The organism is Paraburkholderia acidicola (assembly GCF_002362315.1).
Classification (GTDB): Bacteria; Pseudomonadota; Gammaproteobacteria; order Burkholderiales; family Burkholderiaceae; genus Paraburkholderia; species Paraburkholderia acidicola.
Map to the genome: position 1 here is coordinate 1,019,481 of NZ_MTZV01000002.1, position 23,183 is coordinate 1,042,663.

The window sequence follows — 23,183 nt, forward strand, 5'->3', positions numbered from 1 at the left end:
TATGTCCTTAGCTGGCCGAGCCGCCGCCACCTTGCGGATCGTGCGGATGGTGCTCGTTGTAATGCTGGAGCGCGGCGTCCGGATCTTCCTTCTCGCCGGAGAACTTCGCGCGGATCACGACGAAGAACATCGGGATCATGAAAATCGCGAGGAACGTTGCCGTCAACATCCCGCCGATCACGCCCGTACCGATCGCATGCTGGCTCGCCGAGCCCGCGCCGTTACTGATCGCGAGCGGCAGCACGCCGAGAATGAACGCGAGCGACGTCATCAGGATCGGGCGCAATCGCAGCCGTGCGGCTTCGAGCGCGGCTTCGACCGGCCCCATGCCGCCGTTCTGCTGCAGCTCACGCGCGAACTCGACAATCAGAATCGCGTTTTTCGCCGATAGCCCCACCGTGGTCAGCAAGCCGACCTGGAAGAACACGTCGTTCTCCAGCCCGCGCAGCGTCACCGCAAGCAGTGCGCCGAGCACGCCGAGCGGCACCACCATGATCACCGCGAACGGGATCGACCAGCTTTCGTACAGTGCCGCGAGACACAGGAACACGACGAGGATCGAGATGCCGTACAGGATCGGCGCCTGCGAACCGGACTGGCGTTCCTGGAACGACAGGCCCGTCCATTCGTAGCCGATGCCCACCGGCAGCGTCTTCGCGATCGCTTCGATCGCCGTCATCGCCTGGCCGGTACTCTTGCCCGGTGCCGCCGCGCCCTGAATTTCGACCGCGGAAATCCCGTTGTAGCGCTCGAGCTTCGGCGAACCGTAGGTCCAGTGGCCGGTCGCAAACGCGCTGAACGGCACCATCCCGCCCGCGCCGTTGCGCACGAACCAGACGTCCAGATCTTCCGGCTTCATGCGGAACAGCGGTTCGCCCTGCACGTACACCTTCTTGATCCGGTTATCGGTATCGAGGAAGTTGTTCACGTACGACGAGGCCCACGCAATCGAGAACGTCTGGTCGATCGACGCTGCCGATACCCCAAGCGCCAGCGCCTTTTCGCGATCGATGTCCACCTTGAACTGCGGTGTGTCGTTCAGACCGTTCGGCCGCACCTGCGCGAGCGTCGGATCTTTCGCCGCCATGCCGAGCAACTGGTTACGTGCCGCCATCAGCGCGGTGTGACCCAGGCCGCCGCGATCCTGCAGCTCGAAGTCGAAACCCGATGCGGTACCGAGTTCGGGAATCGACGGCGGGTTGACCGGGAAGATCAGCGCATCCTTGTACGACGCGAAGTGCATGAACATCCGGCCAACCAGTGCCTGAACCTTCTGGTCCGCGTGCTGGCGCTGCGAATAGTCCTTCATCCGCACGAACACGAGGCCCGAGTTCTGGCCGCGACCCGCGAAGCTGAAGCCGTTCACCGTGAACACCGACTCGACGATGTTCTTCTCGTCCTTCAACAGATAGTCGGAGACGTTCGCGAGCGTGCGCGCCGTGGTTTCCTGGGTTGAGCCGGCCGGCGTCTGCACGAGCACGAACATCGTGCCCTGGTCTTCATCGGGCAGGAACGACTTCGGCAGACGCGCAAACAGCAGCCCGACCGCGACGATCACCACCAGATAGATGATGAGCCAGCGGCCCGAGCGCTTGATGACGTGGTGCACGCCGCTGTGATACGTGTCGCGGCTGCGGTCGAACCACTTGTTGAACCAGCCGAAGAAGCCTTTCTTCTCTTCGTGATGACCCTGCGGAATCGGCTTCAGGATCGTCGCGCACAGCGCCGGCGTCAGAATCAATGCGACCAGCACGGACAGCACCATCGCGGCGACGATCGTCAGCGAAAACTGCCGGTAGATCGCACCGACCGAACCGCCGGAGAATGCGACCGGCACGAACACCGCCGACAGCACGAGCGCCACGCCGACCAGTGCACCGGTGATCTGGTCCATCGCCTTGCGGGTCGCCTCGATCGGCGATAACCCCTCTTCGGCCATCACCCGCTCGACGTTCTCCACCACCACGATCGCATCGTCCACCAGCAGGCCGATGGCGAGCACGAGACCGAACATCGACAGCACGTTGATCGAGAAACCGACCAGCCCCATGATCGCGAACGTACCGAGCAGCACCACCGGCACCGCGATCGTCGGAATCAACGTCGCGCGCAGGTTCTGCAGGAACAGGTACATCACGAGGAACACGAGGACGATCCCTTCCAGCAGCGTCTTGACCACTTCCTCGATCGACAGGCGCACGAACGGTGTCGTGTCATACGGATACTTCACGACGAGACCGTGCGGGAAGTATGCCGACAGACGATCGATTTCCGCGCGCACGGCCTTCGCCGTCGCCAGCGCGTTCGCACCGGTTGCGAGCTGGATACCGAAGCCCGCCGTCGGTGCGCCGTTGTACTTCGTGTCGACGTTGTAGTTTTCGCCGCCCAGTTCGATGCGCGCCACGTCCTTCATGCGCACACGCGAGCCGTCCTGGTTCACCTTCAGCAGCACGTTGCCGAACTGCTCCGGCGTCTGTAGCAGCGTCGCTTCCGTGATGGTGGCCTGCAGCGCCTGCCCCGGCACCGAAGGCGTACCGCCGAGTTGGCCACCGGCCACCTGGACGTTCTGCGCCTGCAGTGCGTTGATCACGTCGACCGGTGTCAGCGCGTAGTTGTTGAGCTTCGCCGCGTCGAGCCAGACCCGCATCGCGTACTGCGTGCCGAACAGCGTCACCGTACCGACCCCGTCGATCCGGCTGACCGGATCCTGGACGTTCGACGCGACGTAGTTCGCCAGATCGTACTTGCTCATGCTGCCGTCTTCGGAGACGAACGCCATCACCAGCAGGAAGCTGGCGCTCGACTTCGTCACCTTCGTGCCGAGCTGCTGCACGACTTGCGGCAAGAGCGGCGTGGCGAGCTGCAGCTTGTTCTGCACCTGCACCTGGGCGATGTCGGGGTTGGTCCCCGCCGCGAACGTCAGCGTGATGGTTGCCGTACCGGCGTCGTCACTCGTCGACGACAGATACAGCAAGTGATCGAGACCGCTCATCTGCTGCTCGATCACCTGTGTGACGGTGTTTTCCACCGTCTTCGCCGATGCGCCCGGGTACGTTGCGCTGATCTGCACGGACGGCGGAGCGATGGTCGGGTATTGCGCGATCGGCAACGTGAAAATCGACGCGATCCCCGCCAGCATCAGGATGATGGCGATCACCCATGCAAAAATCGGGCGATCGATAAAGAACTTTGCCATGAAACAGGCTCCCTGTTATTACGCGCCCGATGCTGCCGAGGCGGCTTGCGCGGGTTGCGAACCTGACGCAGCCGACGCACCCGATGCCGCCGGGGCGCCCTGCGCGGATTGCACGCCGCTCGCTGCTGCTGCGCCTGATGCTGCCCCGCCGGAAGCCAGTGCGGCAGGCAGTTGCGCAGGCACCGGCTTGACCGGCTGGCCTGGATGGACCTTGTCGGTGCCTTGCACGATCACGCGATCGCCCGGATTCAGACCGCCTTCGACGATCCAGTTGGTACCCTGAGCCGCCGACGTCACGAGCGGACGCAACTCGACCTTGTCGTCGGCACCGACGACGAGCGCCGTAGCCTGACCCTTCTGGTCATGCGTCACGCCGATCTGCGGCACGATGAACGCCTTCTCGTTGACACCTTCCTCGATGCGCGCCCGCACGAACATGCCCGGCAGCAACACGCGACCCGGGTTCGGGAAAATCGCGCGGATCGTCACGGAGCCGGTGGTCTGATCGACCGTCACGTCGGAGAACTGCAGCTTGCCGGGTTCCGAATACGAGCGGCCGTCTTCGAGAATCAGCGTGACCTTCGCAGCGTCCGGACCGTTCGTCTTCAGACGGCCTTCCTGGACGTCGCGGCGCAGCTTCAGACCATCGAGGCTCGATTGCGTCAGATCGACGTAGACCGGATCGAGCTGCTGCACCGTCGACATCAGCGTCGCGGCGCTCGCCTGCACGTACGCACCCGGCGTGACCTGCGAAATCCCGACCTGACCGGTGATCGGCGAAACGACGTCGGTGTAGCCGAGGTTGATCTGCGCGGTATCGACGGCGGCCTTGCCGGACTGCACGTTCGCAGCGGCCACGCCTTCGGAGGCGACCGCGTTGTCGTAGTCCTGCTTGCTGACCGCGTTCGCCGCCACCAGCACCTTGAAGCGGTTCGCCTGCGCGGTGGTCGACTTGAGCGTCGCTTCGGCGTTGGCAAGCGTCGCCTTCGCGCTGTTCAGCGCCGCGATGTACGGCGCCGGATCGATCTTGTAGAGCCGTTGACCCGCCTTGACCTGCGAGCCTTCAGTGAACTCGCGGCGCAGCACGATGCCATCCACCCGCGCACGCACCTGGGCGACGAGGAACGCATTCGTGCGGCCCGGCAGCTCGGTCGTGACCGGCACGGCGCTCGGCTGGACGGTGACGACGCCGACTTCGGGCGTCTGTTGCGGCGGTGCCGATTGTTTTTGCCCGCATGCTGCCAGCAGTACGGCAGCCGTCGCGGCAGTAATTAAGCGGAATGGAACCCGTTCGACGCGCATGGAGCGACCTCTGTCAATGACTGGGAATGAAAAAGTGCGCGCATCCCTACCCCGGGGATGACGGCGCACACACGCGTCTCACGACGCCTGACCGGAAACCCGGGCGCCCAACCTGTGGATGCACCCATGGCGACCTGCGCCCGACCGGGAATGCCGCGCACCGCGAAACCCGGCTGGCGGGCGCGCGAAAGCACTTTTTAAGACAACAGTGACGGATATTAACCGGTCGTCACTGCTTGGGCTATCCGATCGATGGGGTGCTATTATAGATACATTCACGAATGCATGTAAGAAACAGTTAACTCCCCGATATGCGCCGTAACGCACGATCGTTCGCAGATAAACGAGAAAACGAACAGATTGTGACGGTGCGCGTTTAAAAACATCGGGAGATCCCGTACCCACCGCAGGTCACACGAAATGGTCCGAAGAACCAAGGAAGAAGCTCAGGAAACGCGCAACAGCATTCTGGATGCCGCAGAACAGGTCTTCTTCGAGAAGGGTGTCTCACGTACGTCGCTGGCCGACATCGCGCAGGCCGCGGGCGTGACGCGCGGCGCGATTTACTGGCATTTTGCTAACAAAGGGGATTTGTTTACGGCGATGTTCGACCGGGTGCTGTTGCCGCTCGACGAGATCCAGGCCGCGTCGCTCGATCCGCAGGAAGCCGATCCGCTGGGCCGGCTGGTCGAAATCTGCACGATGTGTCTACGTGATTGCGCCAACGATCCGCGGCAGCGCCGGGCCTTCGACATCCTGTTCCTGAAGTGCGAGTTCGTCGAGGAAATGGGCCCGGTGATGACCCGTTACCAGAACAATATGCGCGATGCGCTCGTCAACATTGCAGGAGGCTTACGCAACGCGATTTCGAAAGGCCAGTTGCCCGCCGATCTCGACGTCGCGCGCGCGGCCGCGTTGCTGCATGCGTTTATCGGCGGTTCGCTGCGCGACATGCTGTTTTTGCCCGAATCGATGGATTACGGCCGGTATGCCGAGCAGATGGTCGACGCGATATTCGACACGCTGCGTTTGAGTCCTGCGATGCGGATCGCGGTGACGGCGGACGTGCCGCAAGCTGTCGTGCGGTAAGCGCGCCACCGTTCTCCGCTTAGGCGATTCGTCAGGCTACAGCCCGCTTCGCGCGTGCCTTCTGGTTCGACGCGTAGATCGCGCCGCGCTCAAGCGGCCTGCCATCGCGCAGCGCCGCGATCCATGCGTCGGTGCTGGTCACCGCCGCGAAGCTCGATTGCAGCACGACGCTGAATACCCGGTGAATGTCTTCCGCACTCGCAAAGCCCGCGCTGTTCTCATACGGGACGCTGCCCGTCGCGTCATCCAGAAACTCGACCGTGAGCCCGGCGTGCATCGCATGATTGATCGTCGATGAATCGCAGTTGTGCGTCATGTAGCCGGTCACCGTCAGCGTATCGATGCCGCGTGCCGCGAGCCAGTCGGCGAGATCGGTTTCGGTCCAGGCGCTTGCCGCCGACTTCGTGACCAGATGATCTCGTTTGCGCGAAGCGACCACCTCGTGCAGTTCGGCGCCGTGACTACCGCGCGCAAAGATCGGCGAGGTAGTGGGCCCAAGGTGCTGTACAACCACGACCGGCACGCCAGCCTCGTGCGCGGCGTCGATCGCCCGGCCGATGTTGGCCAGCGACGTGTGCACATCGGGATATTCGATCGGCAGGTCGCCGGTGACATATTCGTTCTGTACGTCGATCACGATCAATGCGCGTCTGGGTGAAGTCATCGCTGCCACTCCTGTTCTGGTTGGTTTCGCCGCGATCCGGCGATGACTGCATTGTTCGCTTTCGGCCTGCGCTCCAACAGTGACCCGATTGACAACTTTCGCTAGAATCGGGCCATTCCTCTCGAAGCACACCCGTGCACACCGCGATGCCCGCTCTCCATCGTTCACCGCCCCATCCGCCGACTGCTGCGCCGGTCGCCAGTGAGATCCCGCCCGGTCGCGACAAACCGGTCGTCGCCGTCGTCGCGTTCGACCGGATCAGCCCGTTCCACCTGTCGGTGCCCTGCGTGGTATTCGGCGAGGACCGCAGCGACGGCGGCGTGCCAGCATTCGAATTCCGCGTCTGTTCCGTCGAGCCCGGTCCGCTCTCCACCACAGCAGGGTTTTCGATCTCGGCAACCCACGGTCTCGAAGCCCTCGCCGACGCCAACACAATCGTCGTTCCCAGCTGGCGCGATCCGCATGAAACCCCACCCGCGGAATTGCTCGATGCGCTGCGTGCCGCCGAGGCACGTGGCGCACAACTGGTCGGCCTGTGCCTCGGCGCGTTCGTGCTGGCGGCCGCGGGCCTGCTCGACGGGCGGCGGGCCACCACGCACTGGGCATGGGCCGACGACTTCGCACGCCGCTACCCGAAAGTGCGGCTCGACCCCGACGTGCTCTATATCGACGACGACAATCTGCTGACTTCGGCGGGGACCGCTGCCGGACTCGATTGCTGCCTGCACGTGCTACGCAAGACCTACGGCACGCAGGTCGCCAACTACGTGGCGCGGCGGCTGATCGTGCCGCCGCACCGCCAGGGCGGGCAGGCGCAATACATCCAGCAGCCGGTGCCGCCGAACGTACGCGGCGACCGTCTGTCCGAACTGCTCGACTGGGTTCGGGGCAACCTGCAACTGGCGCATACGCTCGACACGCTCGCGGAGCGCGTACTGATGAGCCGCCGCACGTTCACGCGGCGTTTCCGGCAGGTTACGGGTACGACGGTGGGCGCGTGGCTGCTCGCACAGCGGCTTGAGCGTGCGCAACAGTTGCTGGAAGGAAGCGACGAACCGGTGGAGGCCATTGCGACGATTGCGGGGTTCGGCTCGACGGCGTCGTTGCGTCAGCATTTCGCCGACGCGTTCCGTACCTCGCCGAGCGCGTGGCGCAGGGAGTTTCGCGGGGCATGAAGCAAAGCGACTGATGCAAGTTCGGTCGAACCCCAGTCACCATTCTCCATTCAATCAACGCTCAGCCAGTGCGCGCCATACAACAGCAAGGCGACGAAGAAAATCATCGCTGCCCACGCCCAGTTCGGCACGCCATGCGGATCCGGCTCGCGGTGCGAGACCCCATCATGCGACGCGCGCGCACCTAGCAGCGGCGCCACGCGGCCGCCGGGCGACGCGCCCCGATCGGCTGCAGCACGCGCTCGACGGATCGCACCGCTAAAGCCGATTGGCCGCAGGAACACATGCTGACGACGATGCGGCACCCCGCGCGCCCGGTTCGGCCCCTGGCCGTGCTTGGCCTGAACCACCGCGCAGAACTCGGTGAAGAAATCGTCGGCGAGTTCGTGCAGTGCATTCTCGATCTGCCGCGCCGGCAATTCGGTGAGCGGCCCGGTCAGCGTCGCCCACACCGAATAATCGATGCGCGTACCGGGCCCCCTCGTCGGGTCGGCGGCGGTGGGCTCGCCGGCGCGTAACGTCACGCCGATCTGGCCGCGCAACGCACCGATGCCATCGGCACGCGCCTTGAAGTTGAGCGTACGACGCGACACATCGGCCGTCGTACCGTCGTCGCTCGCGACATGAGCACGCACCTGGTAGCGCGCGCGCAGCGGCCCGAGCGGCACGGTCAGAATCAGCGCGTATTCGCCGTGTCCGAGGCGGTTGAACGACTCGCAATTGTCGAGGCTGGCACGCAGCAGCGCAATGTCCTGCAGCGCGTCGCGAACGTCGGACAGCGCCAGCGGAATCCTCAACGCGTCGTTCAGTTCCATGATCGGCTCCCCGATGAACGCACGACAACGGATCAGGACGTCTGATCGATACGATCGACGCGCGATGCGTAAAACGCGAGATACCCTTTGATCTGCCCGACCGCTTCGACAGGCGTTTCGTAGCTCCAGACGGCGTTTTCGACCCGACCGTTCTCGGTGCGCAGATGGAAGTACGACGCGTCGCCTTTATGCGGACAGTGCGATGTATGGTCCGAACGCTCAAGTCGCGCCATGTTGACGTCGTCGCGCGGAAAGTAGAACGCCTCGGGCAAACCGGTCTCGACGACGGTCAGGGCCGCCTGGGTATCGGCGACTGTCACGCCCAGATGGATTACGCGTACGCGGTGGCGGTTCGGCACGATGTCGATGCGGTGCCCGGCAGTGGCACCGCCCCCGCACGGGCCGGCGGCGACTGTCCCGCTGGCGCGGTCGTTGGGCGTCGGGACGTCGCTCATGGTGTTGCTCCCGTGCGGTTGAAACCCTGGTCGATGACTGCGGCGAACGTTGCGCCACAGCCTGCAGAAACAAAAAAGCCACGGGCATGCCCGTGGCTTCATTATCGGCGAAAGTTCAGCCGATTGCGCGGCCTTCGCGGCAGGGCTAACCCGGCCGCCTCGCTGGTGCGTCGCTGGTTACTGGATGTTCCAGTAGAACGCTTCTCTGGCCGTACCGCTTGCCGGTATCGTCACGGCCTTGCTCTGGTCGTGGCCCTTGTACGACGCCCGCACGGTGTAACGACCGGGGTGCAGCCGGACCAGCATGTACGGTCCGCGCGAAGTCGCGCCCAGCACCTTGCCGCCTTCGGTGTCCATGATCTGCACGCGGACGTCGGCGAGATAGTCGGAGCCCGGGCCGGTGAAGCGCAGCGACAGCGGCCAGTGGCTCTCGGCGCGCTTTAATGCCTGCGATTCGTCGGAACCGACGCCGCCCGACGTGAACGCCACATCGCCCTGGTGCTGCACCTGCGGTAGACCGCCGCCGTTCGTGTTGCCTGCGCTCGTGTCGTCGGTGGTCGTGCCGCCTGCAATGCCGTTGTTCTGCGCGTAGACACTGCCCGCCATGCCGAGCGTCAGTGCCGCCGCGACCGCGGCGGCTGCTGCGGCGGCGATCCTGCTGCGCTGTGTGCCTTGCTGGTTCATCGTGTGACTCCTTCTCGGTTCGTTTGGGTCCGTTCGGAAACATTCCCCGACAGATCGAACGCAACTGGCGTGCCTGTCACGGCGATCCTGCGCCAGGGCTTCAGTGTCAGGCCTCGAACCGCGCCCCATCTGCGCTGCCGGCCCGGTTCGGGACTGTCACCGGGCTCGGCATCCGGATAGCCGCCGAGCTACCGGTAAAAACCGCCGTATCAGAGGAAGACTTACCCATCGCCCTGATCGGCGCTCGGCATCAGCCGAGGTCCACCGGGACGAAAATCTGCGCGTCGTCGCGCTGGATCAGCAGCGCAATGCTGTTGCCGGCCGACGAGATCATCTGCTTCAACTGATCGACGCTCGTCACCGGGCGGCCGTTCACCGCGAGAATCACGTCGCCAGCCTGGATGCCGGCGTTGGCCGCCGGACCGCCCGCCTGTTGCACGAGCAGACCATGCGTCAACGACGTGCCGCTCTTTTCCTGCGGCGTCAGCGCGCGCACGGCGACGCCGAGGCGTCCCTGCATCTGCGCCGACGAATCGCTGCCATCCGCCGATGCCGTCTTCACATCCGACAGCGAACCGATCGTCACCTTGAGGTCCTTCGTCGCCTTGTCGCGCCACACCTGGACCGTCGCCGTACTACCCGGCTTCAAACCTGCGACCTGCGACGGCAGATCCACCGAATCGCTCACCGGTGTGCCGTTCACCGAGAGAATCACGTCGCCGGGTTGCAGGCCGGCCTTCGCAGCCGGACCGGACGCATCGACGGAACTGACCAGCGCGCCCTGCGGCGTCTTCATGCCGAACGAATTCGCCAGCGTCTGGTTCATCGCCTGCACCGCTACGCCAAGCCGGCCGCGGCTGACGTGACCGGTCTTCACGAGTTCGTTCTCGACCTTCATCGCTTCGTTGATCGGAATCGCGAACGACAGTCCCTGGAAGCCGCCGGTCTGCGAGTAGATCATCGAGTTGATGCCGATCACTTCGCCTTCCAGATTGAACAGCGGGCCGCCCGAGTTGCCGGGATTCACCGGCACGTCGGTCTGGATGAACGGCGTGTAGTTTTCGTTCGGCAGCGAGCGCGATTTCGCGCTGATGATGCCCGAGGTCACGGTGTTGTCGAAGCCGTACGGCGACCCGATCGCGACCACCCACTGGCCGACCTTGCTCTGGCGCGGATCGCCGATCTTCACGATGGGCAGATTGCTCGCATCGATCTTCAGTACCGCGACGTCGGACTGCTTGTCGGCGCCGACCACTTTCGCGCGGAATTCGCGCTTGTCGGTGAGCTTCACGGTGACCACGTTCGCGCCGTCGACGACGTGCGCATTGGTCAGGATATAGCCGTCGCTGCTGACGATGAAACCGGAGCCAAGGCTCGCGCTCGGTTGATCCGATTGATCGCTACTGCCACCGCCGTCGCCGCCTTGCATGCCCGGGATGTTGCCGAAGAAGCGGCGGTAGAACTGGTAGAACGGATCGCTGGGATCGATGGGCAGTTGCTGCGCGCCGCCGCGTTGCGCGACCTGCTTGACGACGTGCTTCGCGCTGATGTTGACGACGGCAGGACCGTAGGTTTCGACGAGGCCGGAGAAATCGGGAATACCGGTCTTTGCAGCAGCCTCGGCCGGCATCAGTGCGGCCGCCTGGGCCGGCGTGATGACTTCCGGCGCCGGCACATTGCGGTGTCCAGCGACGTAACCGGCGGAGAGCGCCACGGCGATAGCTGCGGCGACTGCGCTACGGGACAGGGTTTTCGCGTTCATCGTGTGGTCCTCACAAAATAATGCTTTTCAATGAGGCGAAGACTACGTGGTATCGCTTAAAGGAATCTTAAACAGGTTACGAACCGGCGGGCGCCTGCTTTCGCTTGTCTGGCGGGGGTTTGCGGGCGATAGATGGCCCGGTGTCCTCACCTCGGCAAGCGCTGCTTATCGTTAAAATGGCGTTAAAAGTGCATTAGAAACGCACGCTCACCAGCAACCCGCCCGATGCCGATTCGCCGAGTTCGACCTGGGCGCGCTGTTGCAACGCGATGCGCTTCACGATCGCGAGTCCGAGCCCGCTACCCGCCACGTCGGTGCGCTCACGCATCGCGCCGGACCCGACGCGATAGAAGCGGTCGAACACCCGCTCGCGCTCTTCGGGTGGAATGCCGGGTCCGCTGTCGGCGATCCGTACCACCGGATGTCCTGCTTCGACCGCGAGGCTCACGTCGACGCGGCCACCGGCCGGTGTGTACTTGGTTGCGTTATCAAGCAGGTTGTTGAGCATCACGCGCAGCGTCTGTCCATCGCCGATTACGGTCGCGGGTTCACTGCCTTCAATGCCGAGATCGACGTTGCGCTGCTGCGCGAGCGGTGCATAAGCGCCGACGCATTCGTCGAGCAGTGCGTGAAGATCGATTGCCTTGGCGCTCACCGGACCGTCTGGCTCCGCTCGCGCCAGCGCGAGCAGTTGCTCGGCAAGTCGCGTCGCGCGCGTAACGCCCGCCTGCAGATCGGCGAGCGCTTCGCCGCGCGTCGCGTCATCGCGTGCGCGCGCAACCAGTTGCGACTGGATCTGCACGGCCGCGAGCGGCGTGCGCAGTTCGTGCGCGGCGTCGGCGACGAAGGCCTTCTGCGTATCGAGTGCGGTCGCGAGTCGCGCAAGCAGTGCGTTCAGGGCGCGCACGAGCGGCTGGACTTCGAGCGGCAGGCGCTCATCGGGTAGCGGTTCGAGCGCTTCCGGATGGCGCGTATCGAGCGCGCCTGCTACGCGTCGCAACGGCGCGAGGCCGCGCCCGACCACACCCCATACCGCGACGCCGAGCAGCGGCAGCAGCACGATCAGCGGCCACAGCGTGCGCAGCGCGACGTTTGCAGCAAGCCGGTTGCGTACCGATACCGGTTGCGCGAGCTGCACGACGTTATCGCCGACGATCGCGCCATACACGCGCCACAAGCCGCGATCGGTGTGCTCGGTCGAGAAGCCGATTTCGGCGCGCGGCGCGAGCGGTGCACGTGGATGCGAGTAGTACATCAGTACACCGTTGCGATTCCAGATCTGCAGCACGATGCCTTCGTCGCCGGTATCGCGCGACGTGAGAACCTGCGAGAACGGCTCGGCGGGTAAGGCCGCGGCGATCTCCTGCAACTGGTAGTCGAACAGTTCGTTCGCTTCGGCGAGCGCCTGACGGTAGATAAGCCAGCCTGCGATACCAAGACCGAGCAATACGATGGCAAGCAGCCAGAACAGCAATTGACGACGAATCGAACGCATCAGCTCAGCCTTCCCTCGCGATCATGTAGCCCAGGCCGCGCACGTTGCGGATCAGGTCCGCACCGAGCTTCTTGCGCAAGGCGTGGATGTACACCTCGACGGTATTGCTACCGATCTCCTCGCCCCAGCCGTACATCTTTTCTTCGAGCTGGCTCTTCGACAGCACCGCGCCCGGTCGCGCCAGCAGCGCTTCGAGCAGTGCGAATTCGCGTGCGGACAAGGCGACCGGCGCACCGTCGAGCGTCACGCGATGCCCCGCCGGATCGAGCGTGAGCGCGCCGTAGCGGATCGTCGAATCGCTGCGGCCCGACTGCCGGCGAATCAGCGCGCGCATGCGCGCACCGAGTTCGTCGAGATCGAACGGCTTCACGAGGTAGTCGTCGGCCCCGGCGTCGAGGCCCTTCACGCGGTCGGCTACCGCATCGCGCGCGGTGACGATCAGCACCGGCAGCGCGTGGCCGCGCGCGCGCAACGTGCGCAGTACGTCGAGGCCGTCACGCTTGGGCAGCCCCAGATCGAGCAGCACGAGATCGTAAGCTTCGCCGGTGGCCGCGCTCAGCGCAGCCTCGCCGTCCTGCACCCAGTCGACCGCAAAGCCTTCGCCGCGCAGCGCCTTGCGCACGCCCTCGGCAATCATCCGGTCGTCTTCGACGAGCAATATGCGCATGACAGCGTATCCGTATGGTTCGTGATGACCGCATTCTAGCGCCAGGGGTTAGTTACGCGGCATGATGTTCGCCGCCGCATCGGTTTGAAGCCCACCGTATGCGCCACGTATGCATGAGTTAGCGCATTTTTCACCGCAGCATCGCGGCATATCTCTACAATGTGCGCTTTCGCTTCATACGGGAACGGTCGACGACCGGCGCTCGCTGCGCATCGCGTCTTCCACCGCCCGCCTTGCACGCCCAGGTTTCCATGACGCACGTTCTCGCTTCGCTTGCCCAGCGCCTTACCCGCCCCCACTCCCGCTTTCGCTCCGCTTGCGCCGCCGCGCTGTATCGCTTGCCTCGTCTTGCCCACGCAAACCGTCTGCCTCTTTCGCCCGACCTTTCGTTTGGACGATGGGCGGGTGACGGTCCGGGGCTCGGTCGCGTCGTCGCGCTGACGCTCGCGTGTATGTCGCTGCTCGGCGCTGCGCCGGCCCATGCGCGAATCAAGGCGCGGCATCCGGCGGTCAGTGTCAGCACGGTGTTGCCGTCGACCGTGATGGCAGGTCTGCAGCGCGCTCACGTGCCGCTGTCGGCCATCAGCGTCGTGATCGAAAAGGTCGGCGACACGACACCGATCGTCGCGATGAACGCCGGCATGCCGATGCTGCCCGCCTCGACGATGAAAATCGTCACCACCTACTCGGGCCTGTCGCTGCTCGGCCCGGATTATCGTTGGCGCACGAGCGCCTATACCGACGGCACGCTCGATGCGAACGGCATCCTGCACGGCAATCTGTACATCCAGGGCACCGGCGACCCGAAGCTCGTGCCGGAAGAACTGATCGATCTCGTGCAGAAGATCCGCAAGGCGGGCATTAACGGAATCGATGGTGCGCTCGTGCTCGACAAGCGCTACTTCGATCCGTCGACGCGCGACCTGCCGCCATTCGACGACGAAGTCACCGCGCCGTACAACGTCGGTCCCGATCCGCTGCTCTATGCGTTCAAGTCGCTGTCGTTCACCTTGACGCCAGCGCCCGACGGTAGCGTTGCAATCGACGTATTGCCCGCCCTCGCGCAACTGCAGATCGACAACCAGTTGCGCGCGACACGCGGGCCGTGCCGCGGCGAATCGTCGGCACTCGCGCCAAGCGTAACGCCCGATGCGAACGGCACCGTAATCGCTTCGTTCACCGGCGACTACCCGCTGCGCTGCGGCGCACGCACGATCAACGTCGCGGTGCTCGATCACACGGCGTTTTTCGGCGGCGGCTTCCTCGCGCTGTGGCAACAGACCGGCGGCACATTCACGGGCACGACGCGCGACGGCCCCGTTCCCGCCACGGCACACCTCGTCGCGACACACGACGGTCCGCCGCTCGCAGACATCGTTCGCGACATCAACAAGTTCAGCAACAACCCGATGGCGCGCAATCTGTTCCTGACGATCGGCGCCATGTCCGGCAAGCCGCCCGGGACACCCGAAAAAGCGGTGAGCGCGATCGACGCATTCCTCGCACGCAGCGCGATCCCCACCGAAGATCTCGCGCTCGACAACGGCTCGGGTCTGTCGCGCGGCGAGCATGTCACTGCACTAACACTCGCCGACCTGCTGCAGGCGGCCAATGCGAGCCCGGTCGCGCAGGTGTTCGTCGATTCATTGCCGGTAGTCGGTGTGGACGGCACGATGCGTCACCGCCTGACCACGCAACCGGTGGTCGGCAATGCACACATCAAGACCGGTACGCTGCGCGATGTGCGTGCTATCGCGGGCTATGTCGCGTCCGAAGACGGCGTCAGCTATATCGTCGTGAGTCTCATCAACAGCCCGCACGCCGAAAGCGCACAGGCGGCACACGATGCGCTGCTCGAATGGGTCTACACGGGCATGGCACCGCCGCCCGCGCCCGAACCCGCCGCCACCTCGCGCAAGGGCAAAGGCAAGCCCAGGAAAAACCCGCATCGGCACAGCGAGCATTGAGGATTCCTTCTAGCGAACCCCCGCGCCGCAACGCGGCGGAGCGTGTACGCTGTCGGGCAGTGTTCGACGGGGCGGTATGAAACGCCCGCTACCCATGCGCTGCCGCGCCACGATTCAGCTGCGCGGCACCAATCGAACGAAAACGACAACGTCTGCCCATTCGCTGCGGCAGCTCGAGACCACGGAGGGGGACGCCCATGCGATTCGACGCCGAATTGCCTTTGCTCGCGATGGCGCGTCAGCGCGCGGACAGGATCGCGCGGTTCTTTGCTCTTCCGCTCTACGCCACCATTAACACGCCCTTTCGCACCCACCTTAGAGGTGCGTTTCAAACGCCGCGCAATCCACAAAATATTCTGTAAGCTGTCGTCACGCCGTCAGAGCGGCGGACGCTGCCTGCATCACATGGCAATGGCCACACAAACGAGGAGATGAAGTGAACATGAAATACAGGGAACCACACTACCGGAGCCTGACGCGCGTCGCCCAGATCGGCATCGCAGGCGCGGCGTTCGCCCTGATCGCCGCCTGCGGGGGCAGCGACGATAACAGCAGCTCGAGCGGCAGCACCCCGGCCGGCGGCGTGAAGCTGCAGGTCGTATCGTTCGGCGACAGCCTGTCGGACGTCGGCACGTATTCACCGGTCGTGACCGCCAGTTTCGGCGGCGGCCGCTTCACCACGAACCCCGGTGAAATCTGGACGCAAAAGGTCGCCGAATACTACGGCGGCACGTTGACGCCGGCCTATCTCGGCGGCTTCGGACAACCGTTGCAGGCATCGACGGGCCTCGGCTACGGTCAGGGCGGCTCGCGCGTGACGGACCCGAACGGCATCGGCCACGCGCCGGCCTCGCAGCCGTCGTACGCGCAGGCGACGACCGTACCGATCGTCACGCAACTGCAGAACTACCTGTCCGCGCACACCAACTTCAACGCGAATCAGCTGGTGCTCGTGAACGGCGGCGCCAACGACATCTTCTATCAGGCCGGCGTCGTCCAGGCGACGATTGCCGCAGCGGTCGCGGCCGGTGTCGATCCGGCCACCGCGCAGACCCAGGCGGTCAATGCGGCCGTGCAGGCCATTGGGCTCGCCGCGACGCAGCTCGTGCAGAACGTGATTGCGCCGATCCTCGCGAATGGCGCGACGAAGGTCGTCGTGTCGAACATCCCCGATATCGCGCAGACGCCGCAAGGTCTATCGGGTGGCACGTCGGGTCAGCAACTGTTCGCCGGTCTCGTGACAGCGTTCAACCAGACGTTGATCGGGACGCTGAACGCAGCGGGTCTCGCGAGCAAGGTGATCTACGTGCAAGCCGATCAGTGGCAGGACGGTGTCATGGCGAACTACCAGTCGAACGGCTTCACCGTATCGAATACGGGCACGGCCTGTAACCTGACCGCGATGGCCGCGGCCGCAGCGAAGCACGGTATGCCGAATCCGACGGCGTTTGCATCGTCGCTGTTCTGCTCGCCGGATACCTATACGGTTGCCGGTGCGGACCAGACTTATATGTTCGCCGACACAGTGCATCCGACTACCCATCTGCATGCGCTGTTCGCGCAGCAGGTTGAGAAGCAGATTGCTGCGGCGGGTATTGGCAAGTGATGTCGTGCAGCCGGGTAGCGTTAGGTTGCGCGGCTGGATTGAATAAGCCCGGTTGGCTTGGCTGCCTACACGATGAACGTGTTGGGCACAGCTAGAACAGGGTTATTGCGAGCCTCATTCGAGGCTCGCTTTTTTATCCCACTGGGGAAGATAGTCTCTAACCATCTTCTCAACCACCTCTGCCTGGGAGACATCCCGCCGGCGCTTCAGGATGTCGCGGTCTTTTAGACTACCCATCCAGCGCTTGAACCGGACGAACGCCATCGGCTCGAGCGTTTCCATTCGGGCCATGTTGCCGTTGGTCGCCACAATCACCGCAGAAAAAGCCGCGCAATCGAGCAACTCTTGCGCACGTGGTGCCTGAGTCACCCAGAAGTCGTTTTCGTCGTCGCTGAGTTGCACAGGATGCGGGTCATCGGCTGTCGTCTCTCGCCGGAGGATGTCCACCTCGAAGCCATCCTTGTTGACCGCTGTGTATTTTTGCGAGTCTCGCACCCTGAAGGTGGGGTCTACCTTGCGCAGGACCCCGAGCATCGAGCTATCGAGCCTCTTCAATGCGGTGGAGAACTGGACACGCTTGCGGACATCCCACAGCAAGTCAATATCCTGGGTCGCAATAGTCGCGTTATCGACGCGTACTCCCGCCGCTGACTCATATGCGTAAAGAGCGTGGGTACCAACCACCCGAAAGTGATCGTGCAACCCGGAAGTAACGAGCCGGTTGAGCAGGTCGACAATCAGCGGATTCACCCGCCCTACGCGCAGAGCCCGATTCATCCGGCTCTGCTTTTCGACAGCGTCACGTAGGCCGGACACTCGCGTCTGCGCTTCACGCTTGCGCGCCTGGAACGCCTCGTAAATCCGCTCGGTATCCTCGGATCGTGGGCCCAGACTTTTCTCGCTGCCAGACGGTGCGGTGCGCATGAGATAGAAATTAGCGGGCGCGGAGTGATGCCCTTTGTGCCAGTACATTCCTCCCCGTACATGCGACTGCTCCCGTTCGGCTTCCTCTAGCGCGGTAAAGGAAGACGAGGCGTCGATGTACTGCCTCAGTAGATCATCCGGGAGTTCAAGCATGGAATGTTCGGCATATATTTGTGTTTTCACAAAATATACCGTAAATCCATATTATTCAATAACTTAATGATTTTTCGACCATTGGAATAAGCGACCTCTGCGACGAAGCTCAGGTCTGCTGCAAGTCACTACGGCAACGCTTCAAACGCCGCCGCCGCCCGCCCCAACCGGTCATTCACCGCGATCCATTCGATCGTATCCGGCAGCTTCTCGATCAAAATACGCGTCACATTCGCGCGATCGAGCGCGCGCAGCAAACCGTATAGCTCGCGTGCGTAGACGTGCGGATCTTCGGGCGCAGCGATGAAGTGCACGCCCGTCGCACCAGCCCACGCTCCCGCGCGCGACACACGCGATACCAGCGCGATCCGCTCGCTGGTATCGCGTCCAGCGAGGAGCGGTTCAAGTGCCTCGAACGGCAGCAACGCGAGCGGCGTGCGCGGCGCGTAGTGCGCCTTCAGCGTGCCCGATGCGCGCGGCGCAGTGGCGTCCGACCCATCCGGCAGACGCGGCGCTTCGCCGAGTACGTCGGCGATATCCTGCGGCGTCACGCGTCCCGGTCGCAACAGCGCCGGAAAACCCCTCGACAAATCGACGATCGTCGACTCGATGCCGACATCCGATGCCCCACCGTCGAGCACATGAATCGCGCTGCCGAATTCCTCGCGCACGTGCTGCGCGGTCGTCGGACTCACGTGACCGAAGCGGTTCGCCGAAGGCGCGGCCACTCCGCCGTAGCCCCCTCTGAGTGCCGCAAACGCGGCAAGCAGCGCCTGCGCAACCGGATGCGACGGACAGCGCAAGCCGACCGAATCCTGACCACCACTCACCGCCGGCGGAATGTGCGCCGCGCGCTTGAGAATCAGCGTGAGCGGCCCCGGCCAGAACGCATCGATCAGCTTCTGCGCATCCGGCGGCAAGTCCTTGACCCAATACGCCGGGTCCCCCTGCGGCGGCAGATGCACGATCACCGGATGATTCGCCGGACGTCCCTTCGCCGCGTAGATGCGCGCCACCGCTTCCGCGCTCTCCGCATCGCCACCAAGGCCGTACACGGTCTCGGTGGGAAACGCGACGAGTTCGCCCGCATCGAGCAAGGCCGCCGCGCGCTCGATATCCGCCGCACTCACGGCGGCAGCGGGGAAACCTGCGGGTGTCTGATCGGGCATGGCAGCGATAAACCCTGCGTCAACCGACGGCGATATGCAGCAGCCGCGCACAATCGCGCGCGGCCGTGCGGGCTTCGTCGAGCGTCGCCGCGGTGAAATTCACGTGGCCCATCTTGCGGCCCGGACGCGCTTCTTCCTTGCCGTACAGATGCAAACGCGCAGCGGGCATCGCCGCCACTTCATGCCACGGCGGCGTAACGGGCGCGCCGAGCGGCGCATTGCCCTGCGCGCCTTTCACGTGATTCGCGTCGTCGGGAAACCAGATGTCGCCGAGGATATTCAACATCACCGCCGGCGAGTGCTGGCGCGTATCGCCGAGCGGCATAGCGGTCATCGCGCGGACCTGCTGCTCGAACTGGCTGGTGGCGCAGGCATCGACGGTGTAGTGGCCGGAATTGTGCGGGCGCGGCGCCATTTCGTTGGCGACCAGTGAGCCGTCTTCGAGAATAAAGAACTCGACACACAGCACACCGACATAGCCGAGCTTCGCAGCGATCTGCAGCGCCGCCTGCTGCGCCTGGGCGACGAGCGTTGCACTCGCGTCGGGCGCCGGCACGATCGTGTGCGAGAGCACGCCGTCGCGATGCGTGTTCTGCGCCAACGGATACACCGCGGTCGTGCCGGTCGCGCCGCGCGCGATCAATGCCGACACTTCGAACTTCAGCGGCAGCCGCTTTTCGAGCACGCAGGCCACGCCACCCAGCGATGCATGCGCCTCGCGCACTTCCTCGGCATTGCGCACGCGCACCTGACCCTTGCCGTCATAGCCGAGCCGCGCGGTCTTCAGGATGCCGGGCAGCACCGCTTCGAGCGCTGCATCGTTGAGTGCAGCCAGCGCATCGGATGATTCGATCACCACGTGCGGCGCCACCGTCACGCCCGACGAAGCAATAAAACGCTTCTCCGCGATGCGATCCTGCGCAACCGCGACACAGCGACCGGCCGGGCTCACGAAGGTCGTCCGCGCGAGAAAATCGAGGCTCGCGGCCGGCACGTTCTCGAATTCCGTCGATACCGCCGCGCACAACCGCGCGAGTTCGGTCAGCACCGCTTCGTCGTCGTAAGCGGCACGCAGATGTCGATCCGCGACGGCGCCCGCCGGGCTCGCCTCATCGGGATCGAGCACGGCGACGCGATAGCCCATCGCCTGGGCGGCAAAACAGAACATGCGGCCGAGCTGGCCGCCACCGACCATGCCAAGCCATGCGCCGGGCAGAATCGGTGAAACCGGGGTGTTGTCTGGGTTCATCTCAGTGGTCGGCTCAATGGTGAACCCCGGCTGCCGATGCGCACACGCGCGGTCAACCGGGGTCACAGGTTCGGGCTGAAAACCCGTTTGCGCTTACAGCGCGGGCAGCACCATCGCGTGGGCCGCCTGGTTCTGGCGCACGCGGAACGCAGCGAGCTTGTCCGCGTAATCGGTCGACGTGCCGCTCAGGATCGACACCGCGAACAGCGCCGCATTCGCCGCGCCTGCTTCGCCGATGGCGAAGGTCGCGACCGGCACGCCCTTTGGCATCTGCACGATCGAATGCAGCGAATCGACGCCCTTCAGATACTTGCTGGCGACCGGTACGCCGAGCACCGGCACCGTGGTCTTCGCGGCGAGCATGCCCGGCAGATGCGCGGCACCACCCGCACCCGCGATGATCGCGCGCAGCCCGCGTTCGCGCGCGCGCTCGGCGTACGCGAACATCTCGTCGGGCATGCGGTGCGCGGAGACAACCTGCGCTTCGTAGGGCACGCCGAATTCCTGCAGGATCGCCACGGCATGCTTCATGGTGTCCCAGTCGGAACTGGAACCCATCAGCACGCCGACGAGCGGCGCATCGTGCGTATGGGCAGTCGGGACGGTCTGGACTTCACTCATCGTACTGGCTTCCGTATGCGCGGGTTACGCGAGCTTCTGGCCGGTCAGCCGTTCGAGCGCTTCCTGATACTTCTCGCTCGTCTTCGTGACCACGTCGTCGGGCAGCTTCGGCGCCGGCGGCTCTTTTTTCCACGGCTGGGTTTCGAGCCAGTCACGGACGAACTGCTTGTCGAACGATGGCGGGTTGGTGCCCACCTGGTACTGGTCGGCGGGCCAGAAGCGCGAGGAATCCGCCGTCAGCGCTTCGTCCATCAAGTACAGCTTGCCGTGATTGTCGAGACCGAATTCGAACTTCGTGTCGGCGATGATGATGCCGCGGGTTGCGGCGTAGTCGGCGGCGGCCTGGTACAGCTTGATCGAGATGTCGCGGATCGTCGCCGACAGTTCGGTGCCGATGCGGCGTTCCATCTCGTCGTACGTGATGTTCTCGTCGTGGTGGCCCATCTCGGCCTTCGCGGCCGGCGTGAAGATCGGCTCGGGCAGCTTCTGCGCGTTCTGCAGGCCGGGCGGCAACTGCACGCCGCACACCGAACCCGTGGCCTGATAGTCCTTCCAGCCACTGCCGGCCAGATAGCCGCGCACCACGGCTTCGACCAGAATCGGCTCGAGACGCTTCACGACCACCGCGCGTCCCTTCACCTGCTCCGCTTCGTCGGCCGCGACCACCGATTCCGGCGCGACGCCAGTCAGGTGATTCGGCACGATGTCCTTCAGACGCTCGAACCAGAAGTCGGCCATCTGGTTCAGCACACGGCCTTTGCCCGGAATCGGCTCACCCATGATCACGTCGAACGCCGACAGACGGTCGGTGGTGACGATCAGCAGGCGGTCGTTGCCTACCGCGTAGTTATCGCGGACCTTGCCGCGGCCGAGCAGCGGCAGCGAGCGGAGCGTGGATTCGTAGAGGGTGGACATCGTCGTGATTCGCTAAAAGTGGGGTCCGGGACGGGACAAATCGGCAAAAAACCGCAAAAACCTATGGAAAATCAAAAGCTAAACGCCGTTCCCCATGATCATGCGGGAACGGCGATGCGCAGGCAACCGCCAGACGACCCGGCCGTTCGCTTGACCGGCGGCCGAGTCGGCAAAGCCAGTATTTTAACGGACGACCTGTGAGAGCTCGCCGGCCTTGTACTTTTCGGCGATCCGGTCGAGCGGCAGCGGCTTGATCTTGCCCGCCTGCCCTTCGCAGCCAAACGCCAGATAACGGTCGACGCACACCTTCTTCGCTGCGTCGCGCGCGGGCTTCAGATAGTCGCGCGGATCGAACTTCCCTGCGTTCTGCGCCATGTAACGGCGGATCGCACCGGTGATCGCAAGACGCAGGTCAGTGTCGATGTTGATCTTGCGCACGCCGTACTTGATGCCTTCCTGAATCTCTTCGACCGGCACGCCGTAGGTTTCCTTCATGTCGCCGCCAAACTCGCGGATTTCCGCGAGCAGTTCCTGCGGCACCGACGACGAGCCGTGCATCACGAGATGCGTGTTCGGAATGCGTGCGTGAATTTCCTTGATGCGGGAGATCGACAGGATGTCGCCGGTGGGCTTCTTCGAGAACTTGTACGCGCCATGCGACGTACCGATCGCGATGGCGAGCGCATCGCACTGTGTGCGTTGGACGAAGTCGGCGGCCTGTTCGACGTCGGTGAGCAACTGCTCGCGCGTCATCGTGCCTTCTGCGCCGTGGCCGTCTTCCTTGTCGCCCTTCATCGTTTCCAGCGAACCGAGCACGCCGAGTTCCGCTTCGACCGTCACGCCGATCGAGTGCGCCGCTTCGACCACCTTGCGCGACACGTCGACGTTGTAGTCGTACGATGCCACCGTCTTGCCGTCCGCTTCGAGCGAGCCGTCCATCATCACGCTCGTGAAGCCACTGCGGATCGCCGCCATACACACCGCCGGCGACTGCCCGTGATCCTGATGCATCACGACCGGGATGTGCGGGTAGGACTCGACCGCTGCTTCGATCAAGTGCCGCAGGAACGGCTCGCCCGCATATTTGCGCGCACCCGCCGAGGCCTGCATGATCACCGGTGCGTTCACCTGGTCGGCGGCGGCCATGATGGCCTGCACCTGCTCCAGGTTGTTCACGTTGAATGCCGGCAGGCCGTAGCCGTGTTCGGCGGCGTGGTCCAGCAATTGACGCATTGACACGAGAGGCATTGCGATACTCCTTTGATTTAAAACGAA

Annotated in this window: 20 protein-coding genes; 5 read left to right on the forward strand and 15 right to left on the reverse strand. The window is 64.2% G+C overall.

The genetic code is table 11. The annotated features are described in order from the left end of the window. Positions 1 to 7: 7 nt before the first annotated feature. Together BWP39_RS06640 and BWP39_RS06645 are read right to left on the reverse strand one after the other, a co-directional pair. Positions 8 to 3,196, reverse strand: coding sequence for an efflux RND transporter permease subunit (locus BWP39_RS06640; RefSeq protein WP_096717986.1), 3,189 nt, complete (start codon positions 3,194 to 3,196; stop codon positions 8 to 10). A gap of 18 nt (positions 3,197 to 3,214) precedes the next feature. Further along, a complete protein-coding gene (locus BWP39_RS06645; RefSeq protein ID WP_096717988.1) occupies positions 3,215 to 4,498 on the reverse strand; it encodes an efflux RND transporter periplasmic adaptor subunit in 1,284 nt (427 codons plus the stop codon). 420 nt (positions 4,499 to 4,918) lie between these two features. Between BWP39_RS06645 and BWP39_RS06650 the strand changes: the two genes are divergently transcribed. After that, complete coding sequence (locus BWP39_RS06650) at positions 4,919 to 5,587, forward strand: TetR family transcriptional regulator (RefSeq protein ID WP_096717990.1); 669 nt, start codon at positions 4,919 to 4,921, stop codon at positions 5,585 to 5,587. A gap of 31 nt (positions 5,588 to 5,618) precedes the next feature. Here BWP39_RS06650 and BWP39_RS06655 read toward each other — a convergent pair whose 3' ends face one another. Continuing rightward, a complete protein-coding gene (locus BWP39_RS06655) occupies positions 5,619 to 6,251 on the reverse strand; it encodes a cysteine hydrolase family protein (protein ID WP_096717992.1) in 633 nt (210 codons plus the stop codon). A 146-nt stretch (positions 6,252 to 6,397) separates the two neighbouring features. Here BWP39_RS06655 and BWP39_RS06660 point away from each other — a divergent pair, with 146 nt between their 5' ends. After that, positions 6,398 to 7,426: a helix-turn-helix domain-containing protein gene (locus BWP39_RS06660; RefSeq protein WP_096718621.1), complete on the forward strand. Its 1,029-nt coding sequence runs from the start codon at positions 6,398 to 6,400 to the stop codon at positions 7,424 to 7,426. Between the two features lie 50 nt (positions 7,427 to 7,476). On the opposite strand, the gene BWP39_RS06665 is transcribed toward BWP39_RS06660, so the two are convergent. The 6 genes from BWP39_RS06665 to BWP39_RS06690 form a co-directional block, all read right to left on the reverse strand. Next, positions 7,477 to 8,241 (reverse strand): CoxG family protein, encoded by a 765-nt coding sequence (locus BWP39_RS06665; RefSeq protein WP_096717994.1) that lies wholly within the window; start codon positions 8,239 to 8,241, stop codon positions 7,477 to 7,479. Between the two features lie 32 nt (positions 8,242 to 8,273). Beyond that, a complete protein-coding gene (locus BWP39_RS06670) occupies positions 8,274 to 8,696 on the reverse strand; it encodes a DUF427 domain-containing protein (RefSeq protein WP_096717996.1) in 423 nt (140 codons plus the stop codon). Positions 8,697 to 8,873: 177 nt separating this feature from the next. Then, positions 8,874 to 9,380, reverse strand: a complete 507-nt coding sequence (locus BWP39_RS06675) for a carboxypeptidase-like regulatory domain-containing protein (protein ID WP_096717998.1) — start codon at positions 9,378 to 9,380, stop codon at positions 8,874 to 8,876. Positions 9,381 to 9,630: 250 nt separating this feature from the next. Further along, positions 9,631 to 11,142, reverse strand: a complete 1,512-nt coding sequence (locus BWP39_RS06680; protein WP_096718000.1) for a DegQ family serine endoprotease — start codon at positions 11,140 to 11,142, stop codon at positions 9,631 to 9,633. 193 nt (positions 11,143 to 11,335) lie between these two features. Further along, entirely contained in the window at positions 11,336 to 12,637 is a 1,302-nt protein-coding gene (locus BWP39_RS06685) for an ATP-binding protein (protein ID WP_096718002.1), read from the reverse strand. 4 nt (positions 12,638 to 12,641) lie between these two features. Continuing rightward, positions 12,642 to 13,304 (reverse strand): response regulator, encoded by a 663-nt coding sequence (locus BWP39_RS06690; RefSeq protein ID WP_096718004.1) that lies wholly within the window; start codon positions 13,302 to 13,304, stop codon positions 12,642 to 12,644. Positions 13,305 to 13,669: 365 nt separating this feature from the next. Here BWP39_RS06690 and dacB point away from each other — a divergent pair, with 365 nt between their 5' ends. The 3 genes from dacB to BWP39_RS06700 all read left to right on the forward strand — a co-directional run bounded on the left by dacB (position 13,670) and on the right by BWP39_RS06700 (position 16,877). Further along, on the forward strand, positions 13,670 to 15,271 hold the full coding sequence (dacB, locus tag BWP39_RS06695) for a D-alanyl-D-alanine carboxypeptidase/D-alanyl-D-alanine endopeptidase (RefSeq protein ID WP_407944781.1): 1,602 nt from the start codon (positions 13,670 to 13,672) through the stop codon (positions 15,269 to 15,271). Between the two features lie 197 nt (positions 15,272 to 15,468). Continuing rightward, positions 15,469 to 15,633: a hypothetical protein gene (locus tag BWP39_RS31715; RefSeq protein ID WP_157915127.1), complete on the forward strand. Its 165-nt coding sequence runs from the start codon at positions 15,469 to 15,471 to the stop codon at positions 15,631 to 15,633. An 80-nt stretch (positions 15,634 to 15,713) separates the two neighbouring features. Beyond that, a complete protein-coding gene (locus BWP39_RS06700; protein WP_096718623.1) occupies positions 15,714 to 16,877 on the forward strand; it encodes an SGNH/GDSL hydrolase family protein in 1,164 nt (387 codons plus the stop codon). Positions 16,878 to 16,991: 114 nt separating this feature from the next. Here the strand turns inward: BWP39_RS06700 and BWP39_RS06705 are convergent, their stop codons facing one another. The 6 genes from BWP39_RS06705 to fba form a co-directional block, all read right to left on the reverse strand. Further along, positions 16,992 to 17,954: a GSU2403 family nucleotidyltransferase fold protein gene (locus BWP39_RS06705; protein WP_096718008.1), complete on the reverse strand. Its 963-nt coding sequence runs from the start codon at positions 17,952 to 17,954 to the stop codon at positions 16,992 to 16,994. Positions 17,955 to 18,082: 128 nt separating this feature from the next. After that, complete coding sequence (locus BWP39_RS06710) at positions 18,083 to 19,123, reverse strand: L-threonylcarbamoyladenylate synthase (RefSeq protein WP_096718010.1); 1,041 nt, start codon at positions 19,121 to 19,123, stop codon at positions 18,083 to 18,085. A gap of 19 nt (positions 19,124 to 19,142) precedes the next feature. Beyond that, positions 19,143 to 20,372 carry a 5-(carboxyamino)imidazole ribonucleotide synthase gene (locus BWP39_RS06715; protein ID WP_096718012.1) on the reverse strand — a complete coding sequence of 410 codons (1,230 nt, stop codon included), beginning with the start codon at positions 20,370 to 20,372 and terminating at the stop codon, positions 19,143 to 19,145. Between the two features lie 93 nt (positions 20,373 to 20,465). Further along, positions 20,466 to 20,993 (reverse strand): 5-(carboxyamino)imidazole ribonucleotide mutase, encoded by a 528-nt coding sequence (purE, locus tag BWP39_RS06720; RefSeq protein ID WP_091011138.1) that lies wholly within the window; start codon positions 20,991 to 20,993, stop codon positions 20,466 to 20,468. A 24-nt stretch (positions 20,994 to 21,017) separates the two neighbouring features. Continuing rightward, positions 21,018 to 21,908, reverse strand: coding sequence for a phosphoribosylaminoimidazolesuccinocarboxamide synthase (locus BWP39_RS06725; protein ID WP_096718014.1), 891 nt, complete (start codon positions 21,906 to 21,908; stop codon positions 21,018 to 21,020). A gap of 183 nt (positions 21,909 to 22,091) precedes the next feature. After that, entirely contained in the window at positions 22,092 to 23,156 is a 1,065-nt protein-coding gene (gene fba / locus BWP39_RS06730) for a class II fructose-bisphosphate aldolase (protein ID WP_096718016.1), read from the reverse strand. Positions 23,157 to 23,183: the final 27 nt, after the last annotated feature.

Bases quoted from the DNA above. Each gene is read 5' to 3' on its own strand.
- BWP39_RS06640 (WP_096717986.1), bottom strand. From the start codon at position 3,196: ATGGCAAAGTTCTTTATCGATCGCCCGATTTTTGCATGGGTGATCGCC.
- BWP39_RS06645 (WP_096717988.1), bottom strand. From the start codon at position 4,498: ATGCGCGTCGAACGGGTTCCATTCCGCTTAATTACTGCCGCGACGGCT.
- BWP39_RS06650 (WP_096717990.1), top strand. From the start codon at position 4,919: ATGGTCCGAAGAACCAAGGAAGAAGCTCAGGAAACGCGCAACAGCATT.
- BWP39_RS06655 (WP_096717992.1), bottom strand. From the start codon at position 6,251: ATGACTTCACCCAGACGCGCATTGATCGTGATCGACGTACAGAACGAA.
- BWP39_RS06660 (WP_096718621.1), top strand. From the start codon at position 6,398: ATGCCCGCTCTCCATCGTTCACCGCCCCATCCGCCGACTGCTGCGCCG.
- BWP39_RS06665 (WP_096717994.1), bottom strand. From the start codon at position 8,241: ATGGAACTGAACGACGCGTTGAGGATTCCGCTGGCGCTGTCCGACGTT.
- BWP39_RS06670 (WP_096717996.1), bottom strand. From the start codon at position 8,696: ATGAGCGACGTCCCGACGCCCAACGACCGCGCCAGCGGGACAGTCGCC.
- BWP39_RS06675 (WP_096717998.1), bottom strand. From the start codon at position 9,380: ATGAACCAGCAAGGCACACAGCGCAGCAGGATCGCCGCCGCAGCAGCC.
- BWP39_RS06680 (WP_096718000.1), bottom strand. From the start codon at position 11,142: ATGAACGCGAAAACCCTGTCCCGTAGCGCAGTCGCCGCAGCTATCGCC.
- BWP39_RS06685 (WP_096718002.1), bottom strand. From the start codon at position 12,637: ATGCGTTCGATTCGTCGTCAATTGCTGTTCTGGCTGCTTGCCATCGTA.
- BWP39_RS06690 (WP_096718004.1), bottom strand. From the start codon at position 13,304: ATGCGCATATTGCTCGTCGAAGACGACCGGATGATTGCCGAGGGCGTG.
- BWP39_RS31715 (WP_157915127.1), top strand. From the start codon at position 15,469: ATGCGATTCGACGCCGAATTGCCTTTGCTCGCGATGGCGCGTCAGCGC.
- BWP39_RS06700 (WP_096718623.1), top strand. From the start codon at position 15,714: ATGAAATACAGGGAACCACACTACCGGAGCCTGACGCGCGTCGCCCAG.
- BWP39_RS06705 (WP_096718008.1), bottom strand. From the start codon at position 17,954: ATGCTTGAACTCCCGGATGATCTACTGAGGCAGTACATCGACGCCTCG.
- BWP39_RS06710 (WP_096718010.1), bottom strand. From the start codon at position 19,123: ATGCCCGATCAGACACCCGCAGGTTTCCCCGCTGCCGCCGTGAGTGCG.
- BWP39_RS06715 (WP_096718012.1), bottom strand. From the start codon at position 20,372: ATGAACCCAGACAACACCCCGGTTTCACCGATTCTGCCCGGCGCATGG.
- purE (WP_091011138.1), bottom strand. From the start codon at position 20,993: ATGAGTGAAGTCCAGACCGTCCCGACTGCCCATACGCACGATGCGCCG.
- BWP39_RS06725 (WP_096718014.1), bottom strand. From the start codon at position 21,908: ATGTCCACCCTCTACGAATCCACGCTCCGCTCGCTGCCGCTGCTCGGC.
- fba (WP_096718016.1), bottom strand. From the start codon at position 23,156: ATGCCTCTCGTGTCAATGCGTCAATTGCTGGACCACGCCGCCGAACAC.